The sequence below is a fragment of the Brevibacterium spongiae genome, assembly GCF_026168515.1.
GTDB classification, from domain to species: domain Bacteria; phylum Actinomycetota; class Actinomycetes; order Actinomycetales; family Brevibacteriaceae; genus Brevibacterium; species Brevibacterium spongiae.
In genome coordinates this window covers 1-19,133 of sequence record NZ_CP093443.1, presented here as the reverse complement: position 1 = coordinate 19,133, position 19,133 = coordinate 1, and the positions used below count along the sequence as shown (strand labels likewise).

Genomic DNA, 19,133 nt, shown 5'->3' with positions numbered 1-19,133 from the left:
GCGACATCATTGCTGCAGCGCTGCAGCCAAGTACTTCGCCGAGGGGCCCCGACCGGTGGCGGCGACATCGGCGGGTGAGCCTGTGGCCACGACCTGTCCGCCGGCGCTGCCGGCACCGGGGCCGAGTTCGATGACATGATCGGCGACGGCCACGACGCGCATATTGAGTTCGACCATGACGACAGTGTTGCCGGCATCGACGAGTGACTGCAGGTGAGCGACGAGGCGGTCGGCATCAGCACAATGCAGCCCCGAGGTCGGTTCGTCGAGGACGTAGAGGGTGTCGCCGCGCTGGGAGCGTTGGAGTTCGCTGGCGAGCTTGACCCGCTGTGCCTCACCTCCGGAGAGTTCGGTGGCGGGCTGGCCGAGCCGCAGATAGCCGAGGCCCACGTCGATGAGCGCGGTGAGCGAGCGGACGATGTCGAACTCTCCGGTGAAGAACTCGTGGGCCTCTTCGACGCTCATATCGAGGATCTCGGCGACGTTGCGTCCCCGCCAGAGGACTTCAAGCGTGCTCGATTGGAAGCGTGTGCCGTGGCAGTCCGGGCATTCAGTGTAGACCGAGGGCAGGAAGAGCAGCTCGACCATGACGGAGCCTTCGCCTTCGCAGGTCGGGCAGCGTCCGCCGGCGACGTTGAAGGAGAACCTGCCGGGCTTGTACCCGCGTTCCCTGGCTTCGGGGGTCTCGGCGAAGCGGCGGCGCACATGATCGAACAGACCCGTGTAGGTCGCGACGTTCGAGCGCGGGGTGCGGCCGATGGGTTTCTGGTCGATGCTCACGACCCGACGGATGCCCGTGAGGTCGCCGGTGACGGTGCCTGCCAGCTCCTCGGATTCGTCGACGAGCAGCAGGTCATCTGCGTCAGGTGCGGGTTCGTTCGCCTCGGTGCCGGCACCGAGGCGGTCGCCGACAAGCACGGGCAGTGCCTGGCTGACCAGGCTGGACTTCCCGGAACCCGAAACACCGGTGACGGCGGTGAGCGCGCCCACGGGCACCTCGATGCTGACATCGGCGAGGTTGTTGCGGCGGACGTCGTCCACACGCAGCCACCCCTGTGGTTCGCGCGGGGTGTGGTGCTCGAGCCCGCGATCGCCGAAGACATACTCGCGCGTCACGGACTCCTCGACCTCTGCGAGACCGGCGGAGGGGCCGCTGTAGAGGACCTTGCCGCCGCGTTCGCCGGCGCCGGGTCCGATGTCGACGAGCCAGTCGGCGTGACGCATGATGTCAACGGAGTGTTCGACGACGAAGAGACTGTTGCCGCGTGCCTTCAACCCGTCGAGGATGCCCATGAGTGCGTCGACGTCCTGCGGGTGGAGGCCGGCGGAGGGCTCGTCGAGCACATAGACGACCCCGAAGAGGTCGGAGGTGAGCTGCGTGGCCAACCGAAGACGCTGCAGCTCCCCGCCCGACAGCGTCGGAGTGGTCCGATCGAGCGAGAGGTACCCGAGCCCGAGGTCGCTGATGGGTCTCAAGCGGTCGATGAGTCCCTCGCCGAGGCGGACGAACGCAGCACCGAATTCCTCGCCCGCGTCCATCGCCGCCTTCGCCGAGGCGACCTCGGTCTCGAGCACGGTCATGAGTTCGTGCAGCGGCAGGGCGGAGAATGCGGCGATGTCGAGCCCGGCGATCGTCACGGACAGGGCTTCGGGTTTGAGTTTCTTACCCTGGCAGACCGGGCAGGTCTCGACGCTGAGGAACTCAGCCACCCGCCGCTTCATCCCGGCGCTCTTCGTGTTCGCGAACGTGTCGAGCACATACTTCCTGGCACCGACGAACGTCCCCGAATAGGTCGGTTCGGCACCGGCGTCGATCGCTTCGCGCGCCTCGGTCAGGGTCAGCCGGGAGTGGACGGGAAGGTGCGGGGTTTCCTCGGTGAAGAGGATCCAATCGCGGTGTTCGCGCGGCAGGTCCTGCCAGGGGACGTCGACGTCGTAGCCGAGGGCCACGAGCACATCACGCAGCTGGTGGCCGTGCCAGGCCTTCGGCCAGGAGGCGATCGCGCGCTCCCGGATCGTCAGCGTCGGATCCGGGACCATCTTCTCTTCGGGGACGTCGAAGACGCGGCCGATCCCGTGGCATTCGGGGCAGGCGCCTTCGACGGTGTTCGTCGAGAACTCCTCGGCCAACAGCATCGGCTGATCGTCGGGGTAGTGTCCCGCCCGGGAATAGAGCATGCGCACGAGGCTGGACACGGTTGTGATGCTGCCGACGCTCGAGCGGGCGCTGCGCCCACCGCGCTGCTGCTGCAGGGCCACGGCCGGCGGCATTCCCGTGATCGAATTCACGTCCGGGACCCCGGCCTGGTCGATGAGCCTGCGGGCGTAGGGGGCGACGGATTCGAGGTACCGGCGTTGGGACTCGGCATACAGAGTGCCGAAGGCCAGGGAGGATTTGCCCGATCCGGACACCCCGGTGAACACGACGAGTGCGTCCCTGGGCACGCTCAGGTCGACGTTGCGCAGGTTGTGTTCCCTGGCCCCGCGGACCCGCACGTCCGGCTGGATCTCGGGTGAGGACGTGGGGTCCGAGGACGCAGAGGAGGTCATGTGGTCACCGTACCAAGGCGGGACCTCGGATCACCGAGGCGGCCGAGCGCAGAACCCCTCGTTCCGGGAGATTCGGAACGAGGGGTTCGGTGCGCATCATTCGGCCGCCGCCGAGGGTCCGACCGTCATTCGGCGGGTGCGCCGGCGCTCGGTTCGACCACCTCGGCGGGGTGATCTTCCTGATCCTCGGGCTTGCGGATGAAGAACGCGAGGACGACGGGAACGATCGCGATGACCGTCGCCAGCAGGAACGCGGCGTGGCCTCCGGGAGCGCCCGCCTCGGGGATGGTCTTGCCTTCGGCCTGACCGGAGTGCAGGGCAGCGGAGTAGATCGAGATGAGCAGCGCGGTGCCCGCGGCTCCTGCCACCTGTTGCAGGGTGTTGAGCGCGGCCGAACCATGCGAGTACAGGTGACGGTCGAGCGAGCCCAGCGAGGCGGAGAACAGCGGGGTGAACGATGCGGCCAGGCCCAGGGACATGACGATCTGGATGATGATGAGCAGCCAGATCGGCGTGCCCACACCGGCCGTCGAATACGCGAACATCGAGGACGCGATCATGATCGTGCCGGGAACGAGCAGCGTCTTCGGTCCCCGCGCGTCGTAGATCCGACCCATCACCGGTCCGAGCAGACCCATGATCACCGAACCCGGCAGGAGAACGAGACCGGACTGGGTGGCACCGAGTCCGACGACGCTCTGCAGATACAGCGGCAGCAGGGAGAAGGTGCCGAACATCGAGAGTGCGACGATGGCCATGATGATGACCGAGAAGACGTAGTTGCGGGAGTTGAATACGCGGAGGTCGAGCAGTGCACGATCGCCCCTCTGCAGAACGAGCTGGCGCCACACGAAGAGGGCGAGGAAGAAGAGTCCGCCGCCGATCATCGCCCACGCCAGTCCGGTCGTGGAACCGCCGCCGGACTCGCCGCCGTGGCCGCCGCCGAATTGGCTGAGCCCGTAGACGATGCCGCCGAAGGCGAAGACGGACAGGACGATGGAGACGACGTCGATGGGGGCGTGCGTGGATTCGCCGAGGTTGGTCATCCATTTCGCACCGAGTGCCAGGGCGATGAGCGCGATCGGCAGGATGATGCCGAAGAGCCAGCGCCAGCCCAGCGAATCGAGCACGATGCCCGACATCGTCGGTCCGATGGCAGGTGCGAGGGAGATGACGAGGCCGACGCGACCCATCATCCGACCGCGCGAATGTGCCGGGACCACGTTCATCATCGTGGTCATCAGCAGCGGCATCATGATGCCGGTGCCTGCGGCTTGGACGATCCGTCCGATGAGGAGCAGGATGAATCCCTGCGAAACGAGGCAGATGAGCGTTCCCGCGGAGAACAGGATCATTGCGGCCAGGAAGATCTGGCGCGTGGTGAACCGTTGGAGAAGGAAGCCGGTGGTCGGGATGACGACGGCCATGGTGAGCATGAACGCGCTGGTCAGCCACTGACCGAGCTCGGGCGGGATGCCGAGGGCCTTGTTGAGCTCTGGGATGGCGATGGCCATCGTCGTCTCGTTGAGGATCGCCACGAAGGCGGCCACCAGCAGCAGCCAGATGACCTTCATGCCAGCGGGGTCGATGGTCTCCTGCTGGGGTGTCTGTGCCGGTGCGGGTGAGCTGTCGCTGGACAAAACGGTGCTCCGTTCGGATGTGTCTGAATGGCCCCGGAAGTGGGCAGAGGTCGCACGCTGATGCCGAATCGACGCGCAGACAAGGTTGTCAACAGCAACTCACACTAGCCTATTCCCGTATCCGTCAGACAGTGGGGAGAACCCGAAACCGCGGCGATCTTCGTCACTGCGGGCACGGTCGGTTCAGCATCTTTCGAAGAGGTAGTCCGTGGCATCCGGGACCACGAGATCGCGGTCGCGCAGGATCATCAGCGGCGGGCGATCCGGGTCGGTGCAGGCGTCGGTGAAGGACAGCCCCGCCTCGGCGAGAGTATCGGGATATTCGACGGCGAGGACACGGTCGCCGTAGACGTCTGTATACCGGTCGCATTCGGCGAAGGCGGCGCATTCCTCCGCCACGGCGAAGTCGAATCCGAGGTCGTCATGGGCGGTGCGGGTGAGCTCGGCCGCATTCTTCTGTGCGATCGCCAGACCACGCCCGTGGGCGCGGTCGACATAGGCTGCGGCGAGTTCCATGGCTCCGGCCCGGTCGATGTCGGGGAAGCGGTCGGCGGTGTCGAGGTTGTCGATCTCGACTGCGTCGAACCCGCGGTCTGCGCAGCCGTCGATCATGGGGCCGATGATGTCGAGGATCCGTGAGCGCTGCGCTGCGGTCGAAGGGTCGAGGATGTGTTCGTCGGGCCACTCCGGGTCGACGACGAGGTTTCCGGCGGCGTCGTGGAGGAGCAGGTCTTCGTGGTCGCGCCAGCGGTCCGCCTCGTCGGGCTGGGTCTGGAAGCCGTTGACGTAGCACACGGAGTAGGCCCCGGTCAGCGGTGCGGCGCCGGCATCGCGGACCACGATGTCGATAGAGGTTCCCGAGCCGGTCGGCAGCGAGTCGTAGGTGCCGCCGAGCTGGTAGTCGAAGACGCTTGAGGCGGACAGGTCCGACAGCCTTCGGGACTGTGACTCGGGCTGTGACTGTGACTCGGACCGTGAGTGAACCGTCCCCTCAGCCGGCGTCGATGATGAAGCATCCGCGGCGCATCCGCCCATCGTTGCGGCGACGCCGACGATCACGGCGGTCGCCATCCACCGCGGTGGGTGCCGGCGTACGCGAGGTCTCATGACCTCACTGTAGTCGGCGCCGGTCGTCATCGGACCCGCTGCGGAGTTCACCGAGTCTTCGATTCGACGTGCCGAATGTTCACTCGAGCGCTGTTAGCGTCGACAGAGGAGACAAGGCACCTGGTCTCTTGGAAACATCAGTCCTCGTCACACAGTCAAGCGGAACGAACGGATGAGAATGACTCTGAAGAACGTCATCACGAAGACCATGACAGTCACGATGATCGCCGCAGCCGCACTGCTCGGCACCGGCACGATCGCCTCGGCGTCTGCGACGGCTCCCGCCCAAGATGCCGCAGCGGTCAGCTCAGCAGCCGAGAAGTCCACGTCCAGCGCGAAGCCCGGCTCCGCCTCGGCGAACCCGGAGGCGGAGAAGAAGTTCTCGAGCATCGGGAAGTTCCTCAATCACTACAAGGGCCAGTCGCTGGCCAACTCGCAGGGCGGGTACCAGGGCGAATGCGTCAGCCTCATCTCCCGGGCCCTCGAAGAGGTCCACGGCGTCGACCACGGTGCGTGGGGCAATGCCGTCGACTACCAGGCCGGCGGCTCCGGTGGTCAGGAGATGAAGAAGAACGGCTTCACCTGGCACACCGACCAGAAGTTCGAGAACGGGGACATCCTCGTCTGGGGCGACGGGGCGAACACCACCGCCTACGGCCATATCGGCATCTACTACGAGGGCAAGGTGTGGCACCAGAACTTCAACGGCGACCGCAGCCTGCACACCTATGACGGTCTCATCGACGGCTACCTGGGCTACTGGCGAGCCTGATGCGCTTTCGGACCCAGTGAAACGGTCGTGACTGAAGAAAACCACCCCACATAGCTTCCTATGAAGTTGAGTGGGGTGGTTTCCGTCGTACTAGTTCCGGACGTCGTGGAGGACCGTTAGGCACTAGCCGCAAAGTAGCGTTGGTGGGTTGAGCGAAGGGTGTCTTCATCCTGACTTGTCAGCACGGCGAGCTCCCATTCGGACCCCACATGAGTTTCCGCAAGCTGCATCCGCCGCCGAACAGCATCTTTGGATTTCCCAAACCGTTCGAGCACGTCAAGTTCGGCAGTGCGCTTGTTATATGCGAGGACGAACTTAGTCATCACGATCGCCTTTCACCATAGAGAGAAGAATACGCTCAGTTTCTTTTAGCGCTTGCAGGATCGACTCCTCAGTCTTCTTGTTGTCATTGTACTTAGATTTCAAAATTTCGCGCGTTGCGTCCTCGACACTCTCGGAAAATTGCGACAGATGGCCAAGGGTGTCGACATGTGCTTCGAACTTCGCGAGCTGCTGTGACTGCTCTTGCATGGAGTCGACAAGCTTTCGAGCTGATGCCTCCTCGGGCAACTCACCGTATCGGATCCCACGGCCGACGATCATCGCGAGAAGTTCGTAAGCGTTCGCCCAGGCGCTCTGCAATCGAGTGCGAAGCTGAATTTCGCAACGCCCAGCGGGGTATTTCGCCAACACGTGAACGGCCCTGTACCCACTGTGCTCGCCATCTCGAAGATCCTTGACAAAGACATTCTCATCGCCAACTTCGTCGCCGATTATCTCCTTAACCGAATCGGCAAAAGCCGTCTGCACTGAGAGGATCATGTCGGCGTCGATGCGCACGCCTGCCAGATCTCCCACGTTTTGCAGTGGAGTCGAGTGATTCCGTTGCAACTTCTCGATCAAGGTACCAATAGTCTTTGGACGAGATGTGCCTGGAGCAGCTGTAAGCCCCAAAGGTGACCAGTCGAGGCTTTCTAAATGTTGCAATACGTCACCAGCGAAATCGAGATACCAGACGAGTACATCTTCGTATTCCGGCGCTTTGCCTGGAGGTACCGTCCCATCCCGTAGGGCTTTCCCCAAGGCTCGGAGATCGTTCTGGGACCATGTTGGCGATTCCAGACGTGAAGGGGTAGACATTCGGCAACTATATCTCCGGATGCGCCACTTCAGTAACACAATGGTTGGCTACAGAACGACGATCCCACATAGGGCCACTTCGCTTGTTACCCACTCATCCTCTGGCTGAAATCGGATACTTTGCTTCGTATATTCCTGTTGGACTCGAGCCAGACCAGAAATCATAAGATATCTCTAGACAGGAAGTCGAGGAAGATCCGGGTCCAATCGGCCGACGGGATCGCACTCCGCAATCACCGACGTATACGCGTGACTCGGATTCCACCCATCATGCGACTGGCCAAACGGGGCACGAATTTCACGCGTGTACGTTCCTAGAAAGGTGGCGTGCTACTCAGGGCTTCTTCCGTGCCTAAGGGGACAATCGAATGGTTAACGACGGACACAGGGCCGATTCTGTGCTGTAACTGCGCGCTCAAAATTCGCAAGATTGTGGGTGCATCGTCGACGAAGACTGAAACCCGAAACGGGATCGAGAAAGGATATGGAGAGAGACAGCCGCGGGTCCTGCCCGGCAACGACGAAGGCTCCGAACCGCAATGGTTCGGAGCCTTCGTGTTACGAGTGCTGTCTCAAAACTACTCGAGTGGAGGTAAGGGGACTCGAACCCCTAACCCTCTGCTTGCAAAGCAGATGCGCTACCAATTGCGCCATACCCCCGAAATGGGTTCTCACCCTCACACCGAATCGGTGTGTTCGGACCATTCGGCTTGAGCAGATTGATTCTGCTTCCGCCACCGGAAGAATACTCCCAGTCCCACAAGAGTGAGACCGCTGAGAATCCATCTCTTCATGATCCTCCTCGAAAGGTCATCCTCAAAGGAGAGGACGTGGGCCTACCTGGACTTGAACCAGGGACCTCTTCGTTATCAGCGAAGCGCTCTAACCGCCTGAGCTATAGGCCCTTATCGGGGTGAACCCGAAGTAAAACGATACCCAACCCCTGCCGACAAACACAAATCGGAACCCAGTGACTCGTCTCACACCCTCCGAACTACCCGACGGCGCCCCAGCAACCTTTCGCTGGAGTGCTGGGGCGCCGTCGGGTAGTAATTCGGGTCAGTCGTCGGTGAGGGTGAGGCTGAAGCCGCCGGCGATGAGCGATCCGATGTTGTAGATGAACGCTGCCAAGGTCGACAGCGCCGTCATCAGGACGATGTTGATGACCGCGATGATGAAGCCTGCGGCCACGACTCGGCCGAAGCCGAAGATGCCGATGATGCGCTCGGCCGATTCAGCACCGGCGAGTTCGCTCATCGTCGATTCGAGGCCGCTCATCACGCCGGTCGCCTGCAGCACGACCCAGAGCACGATGAACGCGACGATGGTGGCGATGCCGATCGCCACGGACATGAGGAACGACATCTTCATGACCGACCAGGGGTCGACCGCGGAGACGGTGAGTCGAACGGTGCGAGGGCCTTTCTTCTTCTTGCCCTTGCCGCTGTCGACCATATTCTTCACACCCATCTTCACGCTGCCGGAGCTGGCGCGGACGGTGTTCGCGGCGTTTCCCATCACCGAGGTGGCCGTGCGGTTTCCGCCGCCCGATCCCTGGGAGCCGGCACCCTGAGACCCGGTTGCCTGGGCACCGGTTCCCTGAGACCCGGCTGCACCCGATCCCTGGGATCCGGTGTGTGCAGTCGGTCCCGAACCCGTCGAGGGAACCCGGCCGGGCTTCGGCGAGGTCTTCGGCGCCGGGGGTGCGACGACAGTGGTGTTCTGCGAGGTCTGATTGGACGAGGTCTGATTGGACGAACTCTGACCGGAACCGCCCTGACCGGGCGATGCCGATTTCGCACCCGAACCCTGTCCGGAGCCGCTCGAGTCGGTCGGTTTCGCATCGTTCTTCGACGATCCCGCCGTCAGACGGGTCGAACCGCTCGACGTGCGTATGATCTTCCCTGAGCCTGGCTGCTTGCTATCGCTCACTCTTCCACATCCTCGTTGCCGGTCTGAGGCTCTGCGACCTCACCTTCCGGGACTTCGGCATCGTCTTCATCTTCGTCGTCGACCTCGGACTCGGGACCACGGGTCACTGCGATAATACGGTCTTTCTTGCCCGGTTTCGCGAACACCACACCCATGGTGTTGCGTCCCTTCGCAGGAACTTCGTCGATGCTCGACCGAACGATCTTACCCTTCTCCATGACCACGAGGACCTCTTCACCGTCTTCGACGATGAGCCCGCCTACCAAGTCTCCGCGCTGTTCGGTGATCTTGGCAACCCGGATTCCCAGACCGCCACGACCCTGCAGACGGTATTCATCGACGGGGGTGCGTTTCGCGTATCCGCCCTCGGTGACGACGAAGACATAGGTGTCCGGCTGAACGACGTCCATCGTCAGCAGCTCGTCATCGTCCTTGAACTTCATTCCGGTGACGCCGCCGGTCACACGGCCCAGGGGACGAATCGACTCGTCATCTGCGGCGAAGCGGATCGACATGCCCTTGCGTGAGATCATCAGCAGATGGTCGTCGGAACCGACGATGCGGGCCGAAACCAGCTCATCGGGCTGCCCCTTGTATTCGCGCAGGTTGATGGCGATGACGCCGCCGGTGCGATTCGAGTCGTATTCGCTCAGGCGGGTCTTCTTCACCACACCTGACCGGGTGGCGAGGATGAGGAACTCGGCTTCCTCGTAGTCGCGGATGGACAGGACCTTCGCGATCGTCTCACCCGGCTGCAGCGCGAGCAGGTTCGCCACGTGCTGGCCCTTGGCATCGCGTGAGCCCTCGGGAAGCTCGTAGGCCTTCGCCCGGTAGACGCGACCGGTGTTCGTGAAGAAGAGCAGCCAGTTGTGCGTCGAGGTGACGAAGAACTGTTCGACGACGTCGTCGCCGCGCAGCTGTGCGCCCTTGATGCCCTTGCCTCCGCGGCGCTGTGCCCGGTAGAGGTGCGTCTGCGTCCGCTTCGCGTAGCCGCCGCGGGTGATGGTGACGACGACTTCCTCTTCGGGGATGAGGTCCTCGATGGACACGTCTCCGTCGAAGCCGGCGAGGATCTTCGTCCGGCGGTCGTCACCGTAGCGCTCGACGATCTCGTCGAGCTCCTCGGACACGATCTCCCGCTGGCGCGACGGCGTTGCGAGGATGTGGTTGTACTCGGCGATGAGGGCTTCGATCTTGTCGGCCTCTTCCTGGATCTTCAATCGTTCCAGGGCGGCCAGACGGCGCAGCTGCAGGTCGAGGATCGCATTGGCCTGGATCTCGTCGACTTCGAGCAGCTCCATCAGACCGGTCCGGGCCTCGTCCGAGGACGGGGACCGGCGGATCAGGGCGATGACCTCGTCGAGGGCGTCGAGGGCCTTGAGGTAGCCGCGCAGGATGTGGGCGCGTTCCTCGGCCTTGCGCAGACGATACTGCGTGCGACGGACGATGACTTCGATCTGGTGCTTGACCCACAGGCGCAGGAAGGAATCGATGCTCAGCGTGCGCGGCACGCTGTCGACGAGCGCAAGCATGTTCGCGGAGAAGTTCTCCTGCAGCGAGGTGTGCTTGTAGAGGTTGTTGAGCACGACCTTGGCCACGGCATCGCGCTTGAGCACGATGACCAGGCGCTGACCGGTGCGGCCCGAGGACTCGTCGCGCAGGTCGGCGATGCCCGCGACCTTGCCGTCCTTGACGTAGGAGGCGATCTTCGCAGCCAGAGTGTCGGGATTGACCATATACGGCAGCTGGGTGACGACGAGGCAGGTGCGGCCCTGGATCTCCTCGACCTCGACGACGGCGCGCTGGGTGATCGAGCCGCGACCGGTGCGGTAGGTGTCTTCGATGCCCTTGCGCCCGAGGACGGTCGCTCCCATCGGGAAGTCCGGTCCCTTGATGAGGCCGAGGAGCGCCTCGAGGGCCTCTTCCTTGCTCGCCTCGGGGTGCGACAGCAGCCACTGCGCACCGGAAGCGACTTCACGCAGATTGTGCGGCGGAATGTTCGTGGCCATGCCCACCGCGATGCCCGCGGAGCCGTTGACCAGCAGGTTCGGGAATCTGGACGGCAGGACCATGGGCTCCTGGTTGCGCCCGTCGTAGTTGTCCTGGAAGTCGACGGTGCCCTCTTCGATGTCCCGGACCATCTCCATGGCCAGGGGCGCCATCTTGCACTCGGTGTAACGGGGGGCGGCCGCGCCGTCGTCTCCGGGGGAACCGAAGTTGCCCTGACCGGCCACGAGCGGATACCGCATCGTCCACGGCTGCACGAGGCGGACCATGGCGTCGTAGATCGCCGTGTCACCATGCGGGTGGTACTGGCCCATGACGTCGCCGACGACACGGGAGCACTTCGAGAAGTTGCGGTCGGGGCGGTAGCCGCCGTCGAACATCGCGTAGAGGACGCGACGGTGGACCGGCTTGAGTCCGTCGCGGACGTCCGGCAGGGCACGTCCGACGATCACGCTCATCGCGTAATCGAGGTATGACCTCTGCATTTCGAGGTTGAGATCAACCTGCTCGATCCGGTTGGTTTCTGTTCCGATATCGTACTCGTCGGCCAATGTAGGCTCTTCCCTTGTGTCTTGACCGTGTCCGGTTGGCTGTCAACCGGATGCGACGGCGATTGATGAGTTCAAAGAATGGGGTCGAGGCATCCGACCTCTCACCCTCACCGAGGCGGGGCCCCGGTGAGGGTGGATGATCAGATGTCGAGGAAGCGGACGTCCTTCGCGTTCTCCTGGATGAACCGGCGACGCGAATCCACGTCATCGCCCATGAGGACCGTGAAGATCTCATCGGCGACGATCGCGTCATCGAGGGAGACCTGCTTGAGCAGGCGATGATCCGGGTCCATCGTCGTCTCCCACAGCTCCTCGTAGTTCATCTCGCCCAGACCCTTGTAGCGCTGGATCGCGAGATCCTTGGGCAGGCGCTTGCCTTCGGCCCGACCGGTCTCGAGCAGGCCGTCGCGTTCCTTGTCCGTGTAGGCGAACTGGTGTGCTGCGTTCGACCACTTGATCCGGTAGAGCGGCGGAGTGGCGAGGTAGACGTAGCCGTGTTCGATGAGCGGCTTCATGTACCGGAAGATCAGAGTCAGCAGCAGTGTGGTGATGTGCTGACCGTCGACATCGGCGTCGGCCATGAGGACGATCTTGTGGTAGCGGAGCTTCTCGAGGTCGAATTCCTCACCGATGCCGGTGCCGAAGGCGGTGATCATCGCCTGCACCTCATTGTTGCCAAGGGCCCGGTCGAGACGGGCCTTCTCGACGTTGAGGATCTTTCCGCGCAGCGGCAGGATCGCCTGCGTGTTCGGGTTGCGGCCCTGCGTGGCCGAGCCGCCGGCCGAGTCGCCCTCGACGATGAACACCTCGGAGATCGTCGGGTCCTTCGACTGGCAGTCCTTGAGCTTGCCGGGCATGCCCGAGGACTCGAGCAGTCCCTTGCGGCGGGTGGCTTCTCGCGCCTTGCGTGCGGCCATCCTGGCCTGGGAGGCCTGCAGGGCCTTGCGGACGACGTCCTTGGCCTGCGCCGGGTTCGACTCGAACCAGTGGCCGAGTTCGTCGCGCACGACGCGCTGGACGAATCCCTTGACCTCGGAGTTGCCGAGCTTGGTCTTCGTCTGCCCTTCGAACTGCGGGTCGCCGAGCTTGACGGAGATGACCGCGGTCAGGCCCTCGCGGATGTCGTCGCCGGTGAGGTTCGGGTCCTTCTCGCGCAGCAGCTTCTGTTCCTTCGCATACGCGTTGACCAGCGAGGTCAGTGCGGTGCGGAAGCCCTCTTCGTGAGTGCCGCCCTCGTGGGTGTTGATGACGTTTGCATAGGTGTGGACGGATTCGTTGTACGACGTCGTCCACTGCATCGCGATCTCGAGCGACAGCATCTGTTCGCCCTCTTCGGCTTCGAAGACGATGACGTCGGGGTGGACGAGATCAGCCTTCTTCGACGAGTTGAGGTACTCGACGTAGTCGAGCAGGCCGTGCTCGTAGCGGTAGGTGACGGTGCGCGGCTTCCATTCGTCTGCCTCGTCCTCGTCGATCTGGACGTCATCGTCATCGACCTCGTTGTGGCGTTCGTCGGTGAGGCTGATCTTCAGGCCCTTGTTGAGAAAGGCCATCTGCTGGAAACGGGCACGCAGGTACTCGTAGGAGAAGTCCGTGGTCTCGAAGATCGAGCCGTCGGGCCAGAAGGTCACGGTCGTCCCGGTCTCGTCGCTCACCTCACCGCGCTGCAGTTCGCCGGTGGGCACACCCTGGACGAAGTCCATGTTCCACACGTAGCCGTCGCGCTTGACCTCGACCTCGAGCCGTTCGGACAGCGCGTTGACGACGGTCGAACCCACACCGTGGAGACCGCCGGCCACAGCATAGCCGCCGCCGCCGAACTTACCGCCGGCGTGGAGGATCGTGAGGATCACCTCGACGGTCGGCTTGCCCTCGGTCGGGTGCATGGCCACGGGCATTCCGCGGCCGTCGTCGGTGACGCGGACACCGCCGTCGGCGAGGATCGTGACCTCGATATGGTCGCAGTAGCCGGCCATCGCCTCGTCGACCGAGTTGTCGACGATCTCCTGAACGAGGTGGTGGAGACCACGTTCCGAGGTCGAACCGATGTACATGCCGGGTCGTTTCCGGACTGCCTCGAGACCTTCGAGTACCGTGATGTCGCCGGCATCATAATGAGGCTGATCCTCGGTCGTCATGTGACTCCTTGTTCGGATGGTCGCTATCAGCTCCCCATTCTACCGCGCCGCACGCTGAAATGCCCGTAAGCGGCCTGTGAAGGCGGATTTCCCGAATTTTCGGACCGCAGATGTACCCCCGGACACCTAAGGGAGCGGCTATGGCCGTTTAAGGCCTTCTGTGTTCTTCCCACCTGCTGCGGGTTCCGCACAGGTTCTCGTCGGTCCCGGCGACCCGTTCGCCGAGGCGGCCGGGCCCTTTCACCCGAACGTGTCGCGAGGTCCGCGGCCGACCACAGAGCGTCGGCCCCGTTTGAAGCTGCGTCCCTGCGGTCCCTTGATCTCGATCTCCGTGATCGTCGCCGAACCCAGTCCCTCTTCGAGGCGGCGCAGGATCGTCGGTTTGAGGACGCGCAGCTGGGTGGCCCAGGTCGTCGAATCGGCGGCGATGACGAGCAGGGGCGGCGAGAAGTCGACAGGGGTCGCATGCTGGGCGACCTGCGGGCCGACGAGATCGGGCCACCGACCGAGCACCTTGCCGATGTCGAGGGAGGAGGTCCAACCGCGGTCGGAGATGAGCGAACCGAGCACGGACGACACTGACTTCGGGTCACGTCCGTCCTTGCCGGAGCCCGAGTACACGACCTCTCCGCGGAGGCGGGAACGGCGGCGGCTGCGGACGAACTTCGCTTCGGTGACCTCCATGCGTCGAACCCTGTCGAGGGCTTCGAGGGAGGCGACCGGGGTCGAGAAGTCTCGGCTGATTCCGCTCACGATGAGGTGTCCTGCAGCAGTCGGGACTCATCGATCCGAGTCCCTTCGAGCCCTTCGGGCAGATCCGAATCGACGGCGGCGGTGATGAAGACCTGCTCGGCGGCGGCGACGCGAGTCGCCAGCCGACTGCGCCTTCCTGTGTCGAGTTCGGCGAAGACGTCGTCGAGGACGAGGATCGGCTGTTCGGCGGCGGAGCCGGCATCGGCGGAGAGCAGATCCCATCCGGCCAGCTGCATGGCCAGGGCCAGCGACCATGTCTCCCCGTGGGAGGCGTAGCCCTTGGCCGGATGTGAACCGATGCGCAACGACAGGTCGTCGCGTCCGGGGCCGTGCAGTGTGAGTCCGCGTTCGATCTCCGCAGTGCGCCGCCGATCGAGGGCTTCGAGCAGCAGCTCTCTGCATTCGGCTGCGGAGGCGGACCGGGAGTAGTCGATGCGCGAATCGTAGGAGATGTGCGCACCCTGCCTCTCGAGCCGGGCATCTGCGGCGATATAGGCGAAGTTCTCCTGCAGCGGAGCCACGATGTCGGCGAGGATCCGCTGCCGGCCGAAGACCAGCTCGGACGCGGAATCGGCATAGGCCATGTTCCAGATGTCCAGTGTCGCCTCGAGGCCCGGATCACGGTCTTCCCGGAGTCTCTTCAGCAGTGCGTTGCGCTGTTTGAGGGCACGTTCGAAGTCCGTGATGATCGAGGCGAACCGCGGATTGCGGGCCACGACGAGGGTGTCGATCCATGATCGGCGCTCGGCGGGTTCACCGCGCACCAGGCTGAGATCCTCAGGCGCGAAGACGACGCAGGACACGAGCCCGAGGATGTCCTTGAGCTTGACGGCGCTGCGATTGACGCGGGCCCGATTGGCGCCCTTGGCCTGAATCGTCACTTCGACGGTGGCATGACGCTGGTCCCGATTGACCAGGGCCGACACCGTTGCGGCGGGACGGTCCTCACGCACCAGGGGTGCATCGAACGCGACCCGGTGGGAGCGTTGGTGTGCGAGGTACCCGATCGCCTCGACGATATTGGTCTTTCCGGTCCCGTTGTCCGCCACAAAGGTGGTGACTCCGGGAGAGAACTCGAGGTCGAGTTCCGGATACGACCGAAAGTCACGCAGGGAGAGTCGGGATATCCACATTCAGATGCGCGTGGGCATGAGCAGATATCGATAGGATTCGTCGGCCGATCCGTCGAGTTCCTTCTGCCCGGAGATGATGACCGGCTTCATCGGCTGTGTGAAGGAGAAGTTCACATAGGGACTCTCGACGGCTGCGAGGCCCTCGGCGATGTAGTGCGGGTTGAAGCCGACGGTGATCTCGTCACCCTGCAGGGTCGCTTCGACCGCTTCGGAAGCCTGAGCGTCGTCACCGGTTCCGGCGTGAAGGGTGAGCATTCCGTCGGTGACTTCGAACCGCAGCGGAGTGTTGCGCTCGGCCACGAGTGAGACACGACGGACGGCTTCGCGCAGCACCGCGGTCTCCACGATGGCGTGGATCGGCACCGAGTCGGGAAACAGCGACCGGACCTTCGGGTACTCGCCCTCGACGAGCAGCGAAGTGGTCACTCGGCCGGCCGAAGTGAACGAGATGAGGTCCTTGCCGGCGTCGGTGCTCAGTCCGATGGTGACATCGCCGCCGAGGGACTTCGACACGTCGGAGAGGGTGCGGCCGCGCAGCAGTGCGACGGCCGAGACGTCCGGGCGACCGGGGTTCCAGGTGAATTCGCGGACGGCCAGGCGGTACCGGTCGGTGGCGAGCAGGGTGACCTTCTCGCCTTCGATCTCCACGCGGACACTGGTCAGGATCGGCAGGGTGTCGTCCTTCGACGTCGCGATCGTGACCTGTGAGACAGCGTTCTGGAATTCGCCGGCGGACACGGTTCCGGAGTCGTCGGGAACCTGCGGCAGTGCAGGGTACTCGGCGACGGGCATCGTCATCAGTGAGAAGCGTGAGGACCCGCAGGTGACGTCGACCTTCGCATCGATCTGCTCGAGGGTGACTTCCTGATTCGGCAGAGCCTTGGAGATGTCAGCCAGCAGTCGTCCGGAGACGAGCACTGTGCCGGCGGAGACGACATCGGCTGCGATCTCGACTCGGGAGGAGACTTCGTAATCGAAGACGGCCAGCCGAACGGTGCCTCCGGCTTCAGCGGTGATGAGGATGCCGGTGAGAACCGGAGCGGAAGGACGGTTGGGCAGAGTCTTGGTCGCCCAGGTCACCGCGTCGGCAAGAACGTCGCGATTGACTTTGAACTTCAAGGGGGATGCTTCCGCGTTCACTTTACTCCTTCGGGGTGGCCACCCGACCTGCTCGGGGCATCTGGCTCAAGACTCCGGGCCGCAGGGCACAGGCTCGATACTGCTCGGAAAACTTTACACAGCCTATCGGATGAATGACCACCTCAGCAGAGTCGATCGGAAGGCAGTGCCGAAAGTGCCTGAGCCCAAGCGGAAACGGGCAGCGAAACGTGAATCTCGGATTCGAGAATCGATCGAGATCCTGTGTTCGAATATTCTCCGCCTCAGCATCACCCTCGAGGCTGTGCTCACAGCTCGTCGAAAGCCGAGCGGAGCAGGCGGTGGCGGTCGCCCTCTTAAGAGTTGAATTCACTTGGTAGAAGTATCAGCACCTGTGGAGACTGTGGACAAGTGCTGTCTACCCCTGAGCAGTCAAGGGATCCATCCGCTTATGGACCTGTGGATGCCTTGTGCACCACGACGTGGGAGTCGGTGGGCGCTTGGGTAAACACAAGCATGTAGTTCACATCTTTCCACCCGCACAGCACTTCTGTCCACCGCCTTGTCCCCAGCTGTGAGCAATTGTCCCCAAGGTTATCCACAGATGTGTATACCGCGTTCTATAGGCGATGCTGTTGTTTAATGCGGTTTGTGAGTTCGGTGACCTGGGTGTAGACGGCACGTCGCTCGGCCATCTGAGTTCGAATCTTCTTGTTCGCATGCATGACCGTCGTGTGATCGCGGCCGCCGAACGCCTGGCCGATCTTCGGCAGGGAGAGGTCGGTGAGCTCGCGGCACAGGTACATCGCGATCTGACGAGCCGTGGTCAGGGTCCGTGAGCGGGAGGTCCCGCACAGGTCATCGAGGGTGAGGCTGAAGTAGGCGGCGGTCTGACCCATGATGTCCGCGGCGGTCACGGCAGGGGTGTCGTCCTGGGTGATGAAGTCCTTGAGCACGGTCTCTGCCAGCGAGACGTCGATCTGCTGATCGTTGAGGTTCGCGAACGCGGTGACGCGGATGAGAGCGCCTTCGAGCTCGCGGATGTTCGACGAGACGCGGGATGCGATGTATTCGAGGACGTCATCGGGGACGTCGAGCTGCTCGGCGGCTGCCTTGCGACGCAGAATCGCGAACCGGGTCTCCATATCGGGCGGCTGCACGTCGGTGAGCAGACCCCATTCGAAGCGGGAGCGCAGCCTCTCCTCGAAGCCCTTGAGCATCTTCGGCGGCTGGTCGGAGGTGATGACGACCTGTTTGGCCTCATTGTGGAGAGCATTGAATGTGTGGAAGAACTCTTCGACGGTGGCATCCTTGCCCTGCAGGAACTGGATGTCATCGATCATGAGGATGTCGACCTCACGGTAGCGCCGCTGAAAGGCCGGGCGCAGGGCATTCGATGTCTTCGACGACCCGATCGTATTGATGAAGTCGTTGACGAACTCTTCGCTCGAGACGTATTTGACGCGGATCTCCGGGAAGAGCTGAGTGGCGTAATAGCCGATGGCGTGGAGCAGGTGGGTCTTGCCCAGTCCCGAATCTCCATAGATGAAGAGGGGGTTGTAGGCCTTGGCCGGAGCCTCGGCGACGGCGAAGGCGGCCGCATGGGCGAAGCGGTTCGATGCGCCGATGACGAAGGTGTCGAAGGTGTACTTCGGGTTGAGCTGGGCGACACCGGGAGCGTCGACGGGCGGAACCATGGGGGCGGCGGTCGCCTCGGCGATCTTGAGTTCGCGCTCGGTCATTCCCGAGGTGTTCTGTGCCGACTGCGCCTGCGCCGGTGCCGGCGGTTCGTGGTGGTCGGTCTGGTGACCGTAGTCCTGGTGAGCGTGGGCTGCAGGTGCCGATCCCCGGTCGGCGGACGCTTCGGCGCCCGATGTCTGCGGATTCGCCTGCGGAGTAGGAGTATGAGGGGCCGGCTGCTGTTCCTGCACCGGGGCAGGGCCGCCCGTCGCCGAGGTGGACGTGACCGGATCGATGGGCACCTGAGGTCCCGGTGTCGGTTCGCCGATGAGATCTTCGAACCTGATCGGCACGTCGAGCTCGGGATCGACGACGAAGCCGAAGGTCACGTCGAAACCGAGGACCTTCGAAAATTCCCTGGTCAGAGGGCCGAGGAGTCGAGTCTCAATGGTGCGCCGGGTGTGTTCGTCACGCACTGCGAGGAGGACGAGGGCATTGTCCACGAGGGCCTTCGGTACGGCGAGAGACAGGAATCCCCTCTGATGAGCCGTGAGTTCCGGGTCCTGATCCAGGGTTGAGACCACCGTGCGCCAGCGGCTGATGAGCTCATTCTTGGAGTTCGACACCGTCAA

General features: G+C 63.4%; 13 protein-coding genes and 2 tRNA genes. 1 reads left to right on the top strand and 14 read right to left on the bottom strand.

What is annotated here, in order from left to right:
• Window positions 1-6: 6 nt before the first annotated feature.
• The 3 genes from L1F31_RS00075 to L1F31_RS00065 all read right to left on the bottom strand — a co-directional run bounded on the left by L1F31_RS00075 (window position 7) and on the right by L1F31_RS00065 (window position 5,297).
• A complete protein-coding gene (locus L1F31_RS00075) occupies window positions 7-2,550 on the bottom strand; it encodes an excinuclease ABC subunit UvrA (protein ID WP_265418711.1) in 2,544 nt (847 codons plus the stop codon).
• Window positions 2,551-2,675: 125 nt separating this feature from the next.
• Entirely contained in the window at window positions 2,676-4,124 is a 1,449-nt protein-coding gene (locus L1F31_RS00070) for an MDR family MFS transporter (protein WP_265420473.1), read from the bottom strand.
• A gap of 249 nt (window positions 4,125-4,373) precedes the next feature.
• On the bottom strand, window positions 4,374-5,297 hold the full coding sequence (locus L1F31_RS00065; protein WP_265418710.1) for an endo alpha-1,4 polygalactosaminidase: 924 nt from the start codon (window positions 5,295-5,297) through the stop codon (window positions 4,374-4,376).
• Window positions 5,298-5,475: 178 nt separating this feature from the next.
• On the opposite strand from L1F31_RS00065, the gene L1F31_RS00060 reads away from it, so the two are divergent.
• Window positions 5,476-6,069, top strand: a complete 594-nt coding sequence (locus L1F31_RS00060; protein WP_265418709.1) for a CHAP domain-containing protein — start codon at window positions 5,476-5,478, stop codon at window positions 6,067-6,069.
• A 116-nt stretch (window positions 6,070-6,185) separates the two neighbouring features.
• Here L1F31_RS00060 and L1F31_RS00055 read toward each other — a convergent pair whose 3' ends face one another.
• The 11 genes from L1F31_RS00055 to dnaA form a co-directional block, all read right to left on the bottom strand.
• Entirely contained in the window at window positions 6,186-6,392 is a 207-nt protein-coding gene (locus tag L1F31_RS00055; protein ID WP_265418708.1) for a hypothetical protein, read from the bottom strand.
• Window positions 6,385-7,209: a nucleotidyltransferase family protein gene (locus L1F31_RS00050; protein ID WP_265418707.1), complete on the bottom strand. Its 825-nt coding sequence runs from the start codon at window positions 7,207-7,209 to the stop codon at window positions 6,385-6,387. Before L1F31_RS00050 ends, L1F31_RS00055 begins: the two co-directional genes overlap by 8 nt.
• 587 nt (window positions 7,210-7,796) lie before the next feature.
• Window positions 7,797-7,869: transfer RNA gene (locus tag L1F31_RS00045), tRNA-Ala, on the bottom strand.
• A 171-nt stretch (window positions 7,870-8,040) separates the two neighbouring features.
• Window positions 8,041-8,114, bottom strand: a tRNA-Ile gene (locus L1F31_RS00040).
• Between the two features lie 154 nt (window positions 8,115-8,268).
• Window positions 8,269-9,141: a DUF3566 domain-containing protein gene (locus L1F31_RS00035; protein ID WP_265418706.1), complete on the bottom strand. Its 873-nt coding sequence runs from the start codon at window positions 9,139-9,141 to the stop codon at window positions 8,269-8,271.
• Complete coding sequence (gene gyrA, locus L1F31_RS00030; protein ID WP_265418705.1) at window positions 9,138-11,699, bottom strand: DNA gyrase subunit A; 2,562 nt, start codon at window positions 11,697-11,699, stop codon at window positions 9,138-9,140. Before gyrA ends, L1F31_RS00035 begins: the two co-directional genes overlap by 4 nt.
• 140 nt (window positions 11,700-11,839) lie before the next feature.
• Window positions 11,840-13,837: a DNA topoisomerase (ATP-hydrolyzing) subunit B gene (gyrB, locus tag L1F31_RS00025; protein WP_265418704.1), complete on the bottom strand. Its 1,998-nt coding sequence runs from the start codon at window positions 13,835-13,837 to the stop codon at window positions 11,840-11,842.
• Between the two features lie 240 nt (window positions 13,838-14,077).
• Window positions 14,078-14,590: a DciA family protein gene (locus L1F31_RS00020; RefSeq protein WP_265418703.1), complete on the bottom strand. Its 513-nt coding sequence runs from the start codon at window positions 14,588-14,590 to the stop codon at window positions 14,078-14,080.
• The gene (gene recF, locus L1F31_RS00015) at window positions 14,587-15,723 is read right to left on the bottom strand and encodes a DNA replication/repair protein RecF (protein WP_265418702.1); all 1,137 of its coding nucleotides are present in this window, start codon (window positions 15,721-15,723) and stop codon (window positions 14,587-14,589) included. The genes L1F31_RS00020 and recF overlap by 4 nt, the downstream gene beginning before the upstream one ends.
• Window positions 15,724-16,863, bottom strand: coding sequence for a DNA polymerase III subunit beta (dnaN, locus tag L1F31_RS00010; protein WP_265418701.1), 1,140 nt, complete (start codon window positions 16,861-16,863; stop codon window positions 15,724-15,726). It abuts the gene before it with no gap.
• Window positions 16,864-17,441: 578 nt separating this feature from the next.
• Window positions 17,442-19,127 (bottom strand): chromosomal replication initiator protein DnaA, encoded by a 1,686-nt coding sequence (gene dnaA, locus L1F31_RS00005; RefSeq protein ID WP_265418700.1) that lies wholly within the window; start codon window positions 19,125-19,127, stop codon window positions 17,442-17,444.
• Window positions 19,128-19,133 lie beyond the last annotated feature (6 nt).

Bases quoted from the DNA above. Each gene is read 5' to 3' on its own strand.
- L1F31_RS00055 (WP_265418708.1), bottom strand. From the start codon at position 6,392: ATGACTAAGTTCGTCCTCGCATATAACAAGCGCACTGCCGAACTTGAC.
- recF (WP_265418702.1), bottom strand. From the start codon at position 15,723: ATGTGGATATCCCGACTCTCCCTGCGTGACTTTCGGTCGTATCCGGAA.
- L1F31_RS00050 (WP_265418707.1), bottom strand. From the start codon at position 7,209: ATGTCTACCCCTTCACGTCTGGAATCGCCAACATGGTCCCAGAACGAT.
- L1F31_RS00065 (WP_265418710.1), bottom strand. From the start codon at position 5,297: ATGAGACCTCGCGTACGCCGGCACCCACCGCGGTGGATGGCGACCGCC.
- L1F31_RS00070 (WP_265420473.1), bottom strand. From the start codon at position 4,124: ATGAAGGTCATCTGGCTGCTGCTGGTGGCCGCCTTCGTGGCGATCCTC.
- L1F31_RS00075 (WP_265418711.1), bottom strand. From the start codon at position 2,550: ATGACCTCCTCTGCGTCCTCGGACCCCACGTCCTCACCCGAGATCCAG.
- L1F31_RS00060 (WP_265418709.1), top strand. From the start codon at position 5,476: ATGACTCTGAAGAACGTCATCACGAAGACCATGACAGTCACGATGATC.
- gyrB (WP_265418704.1), bottom strand. From the start codon at position 13,837: ATGACGACCGAGGATCAGCCTCATTATGATGCCGGCGACATCACGGTA.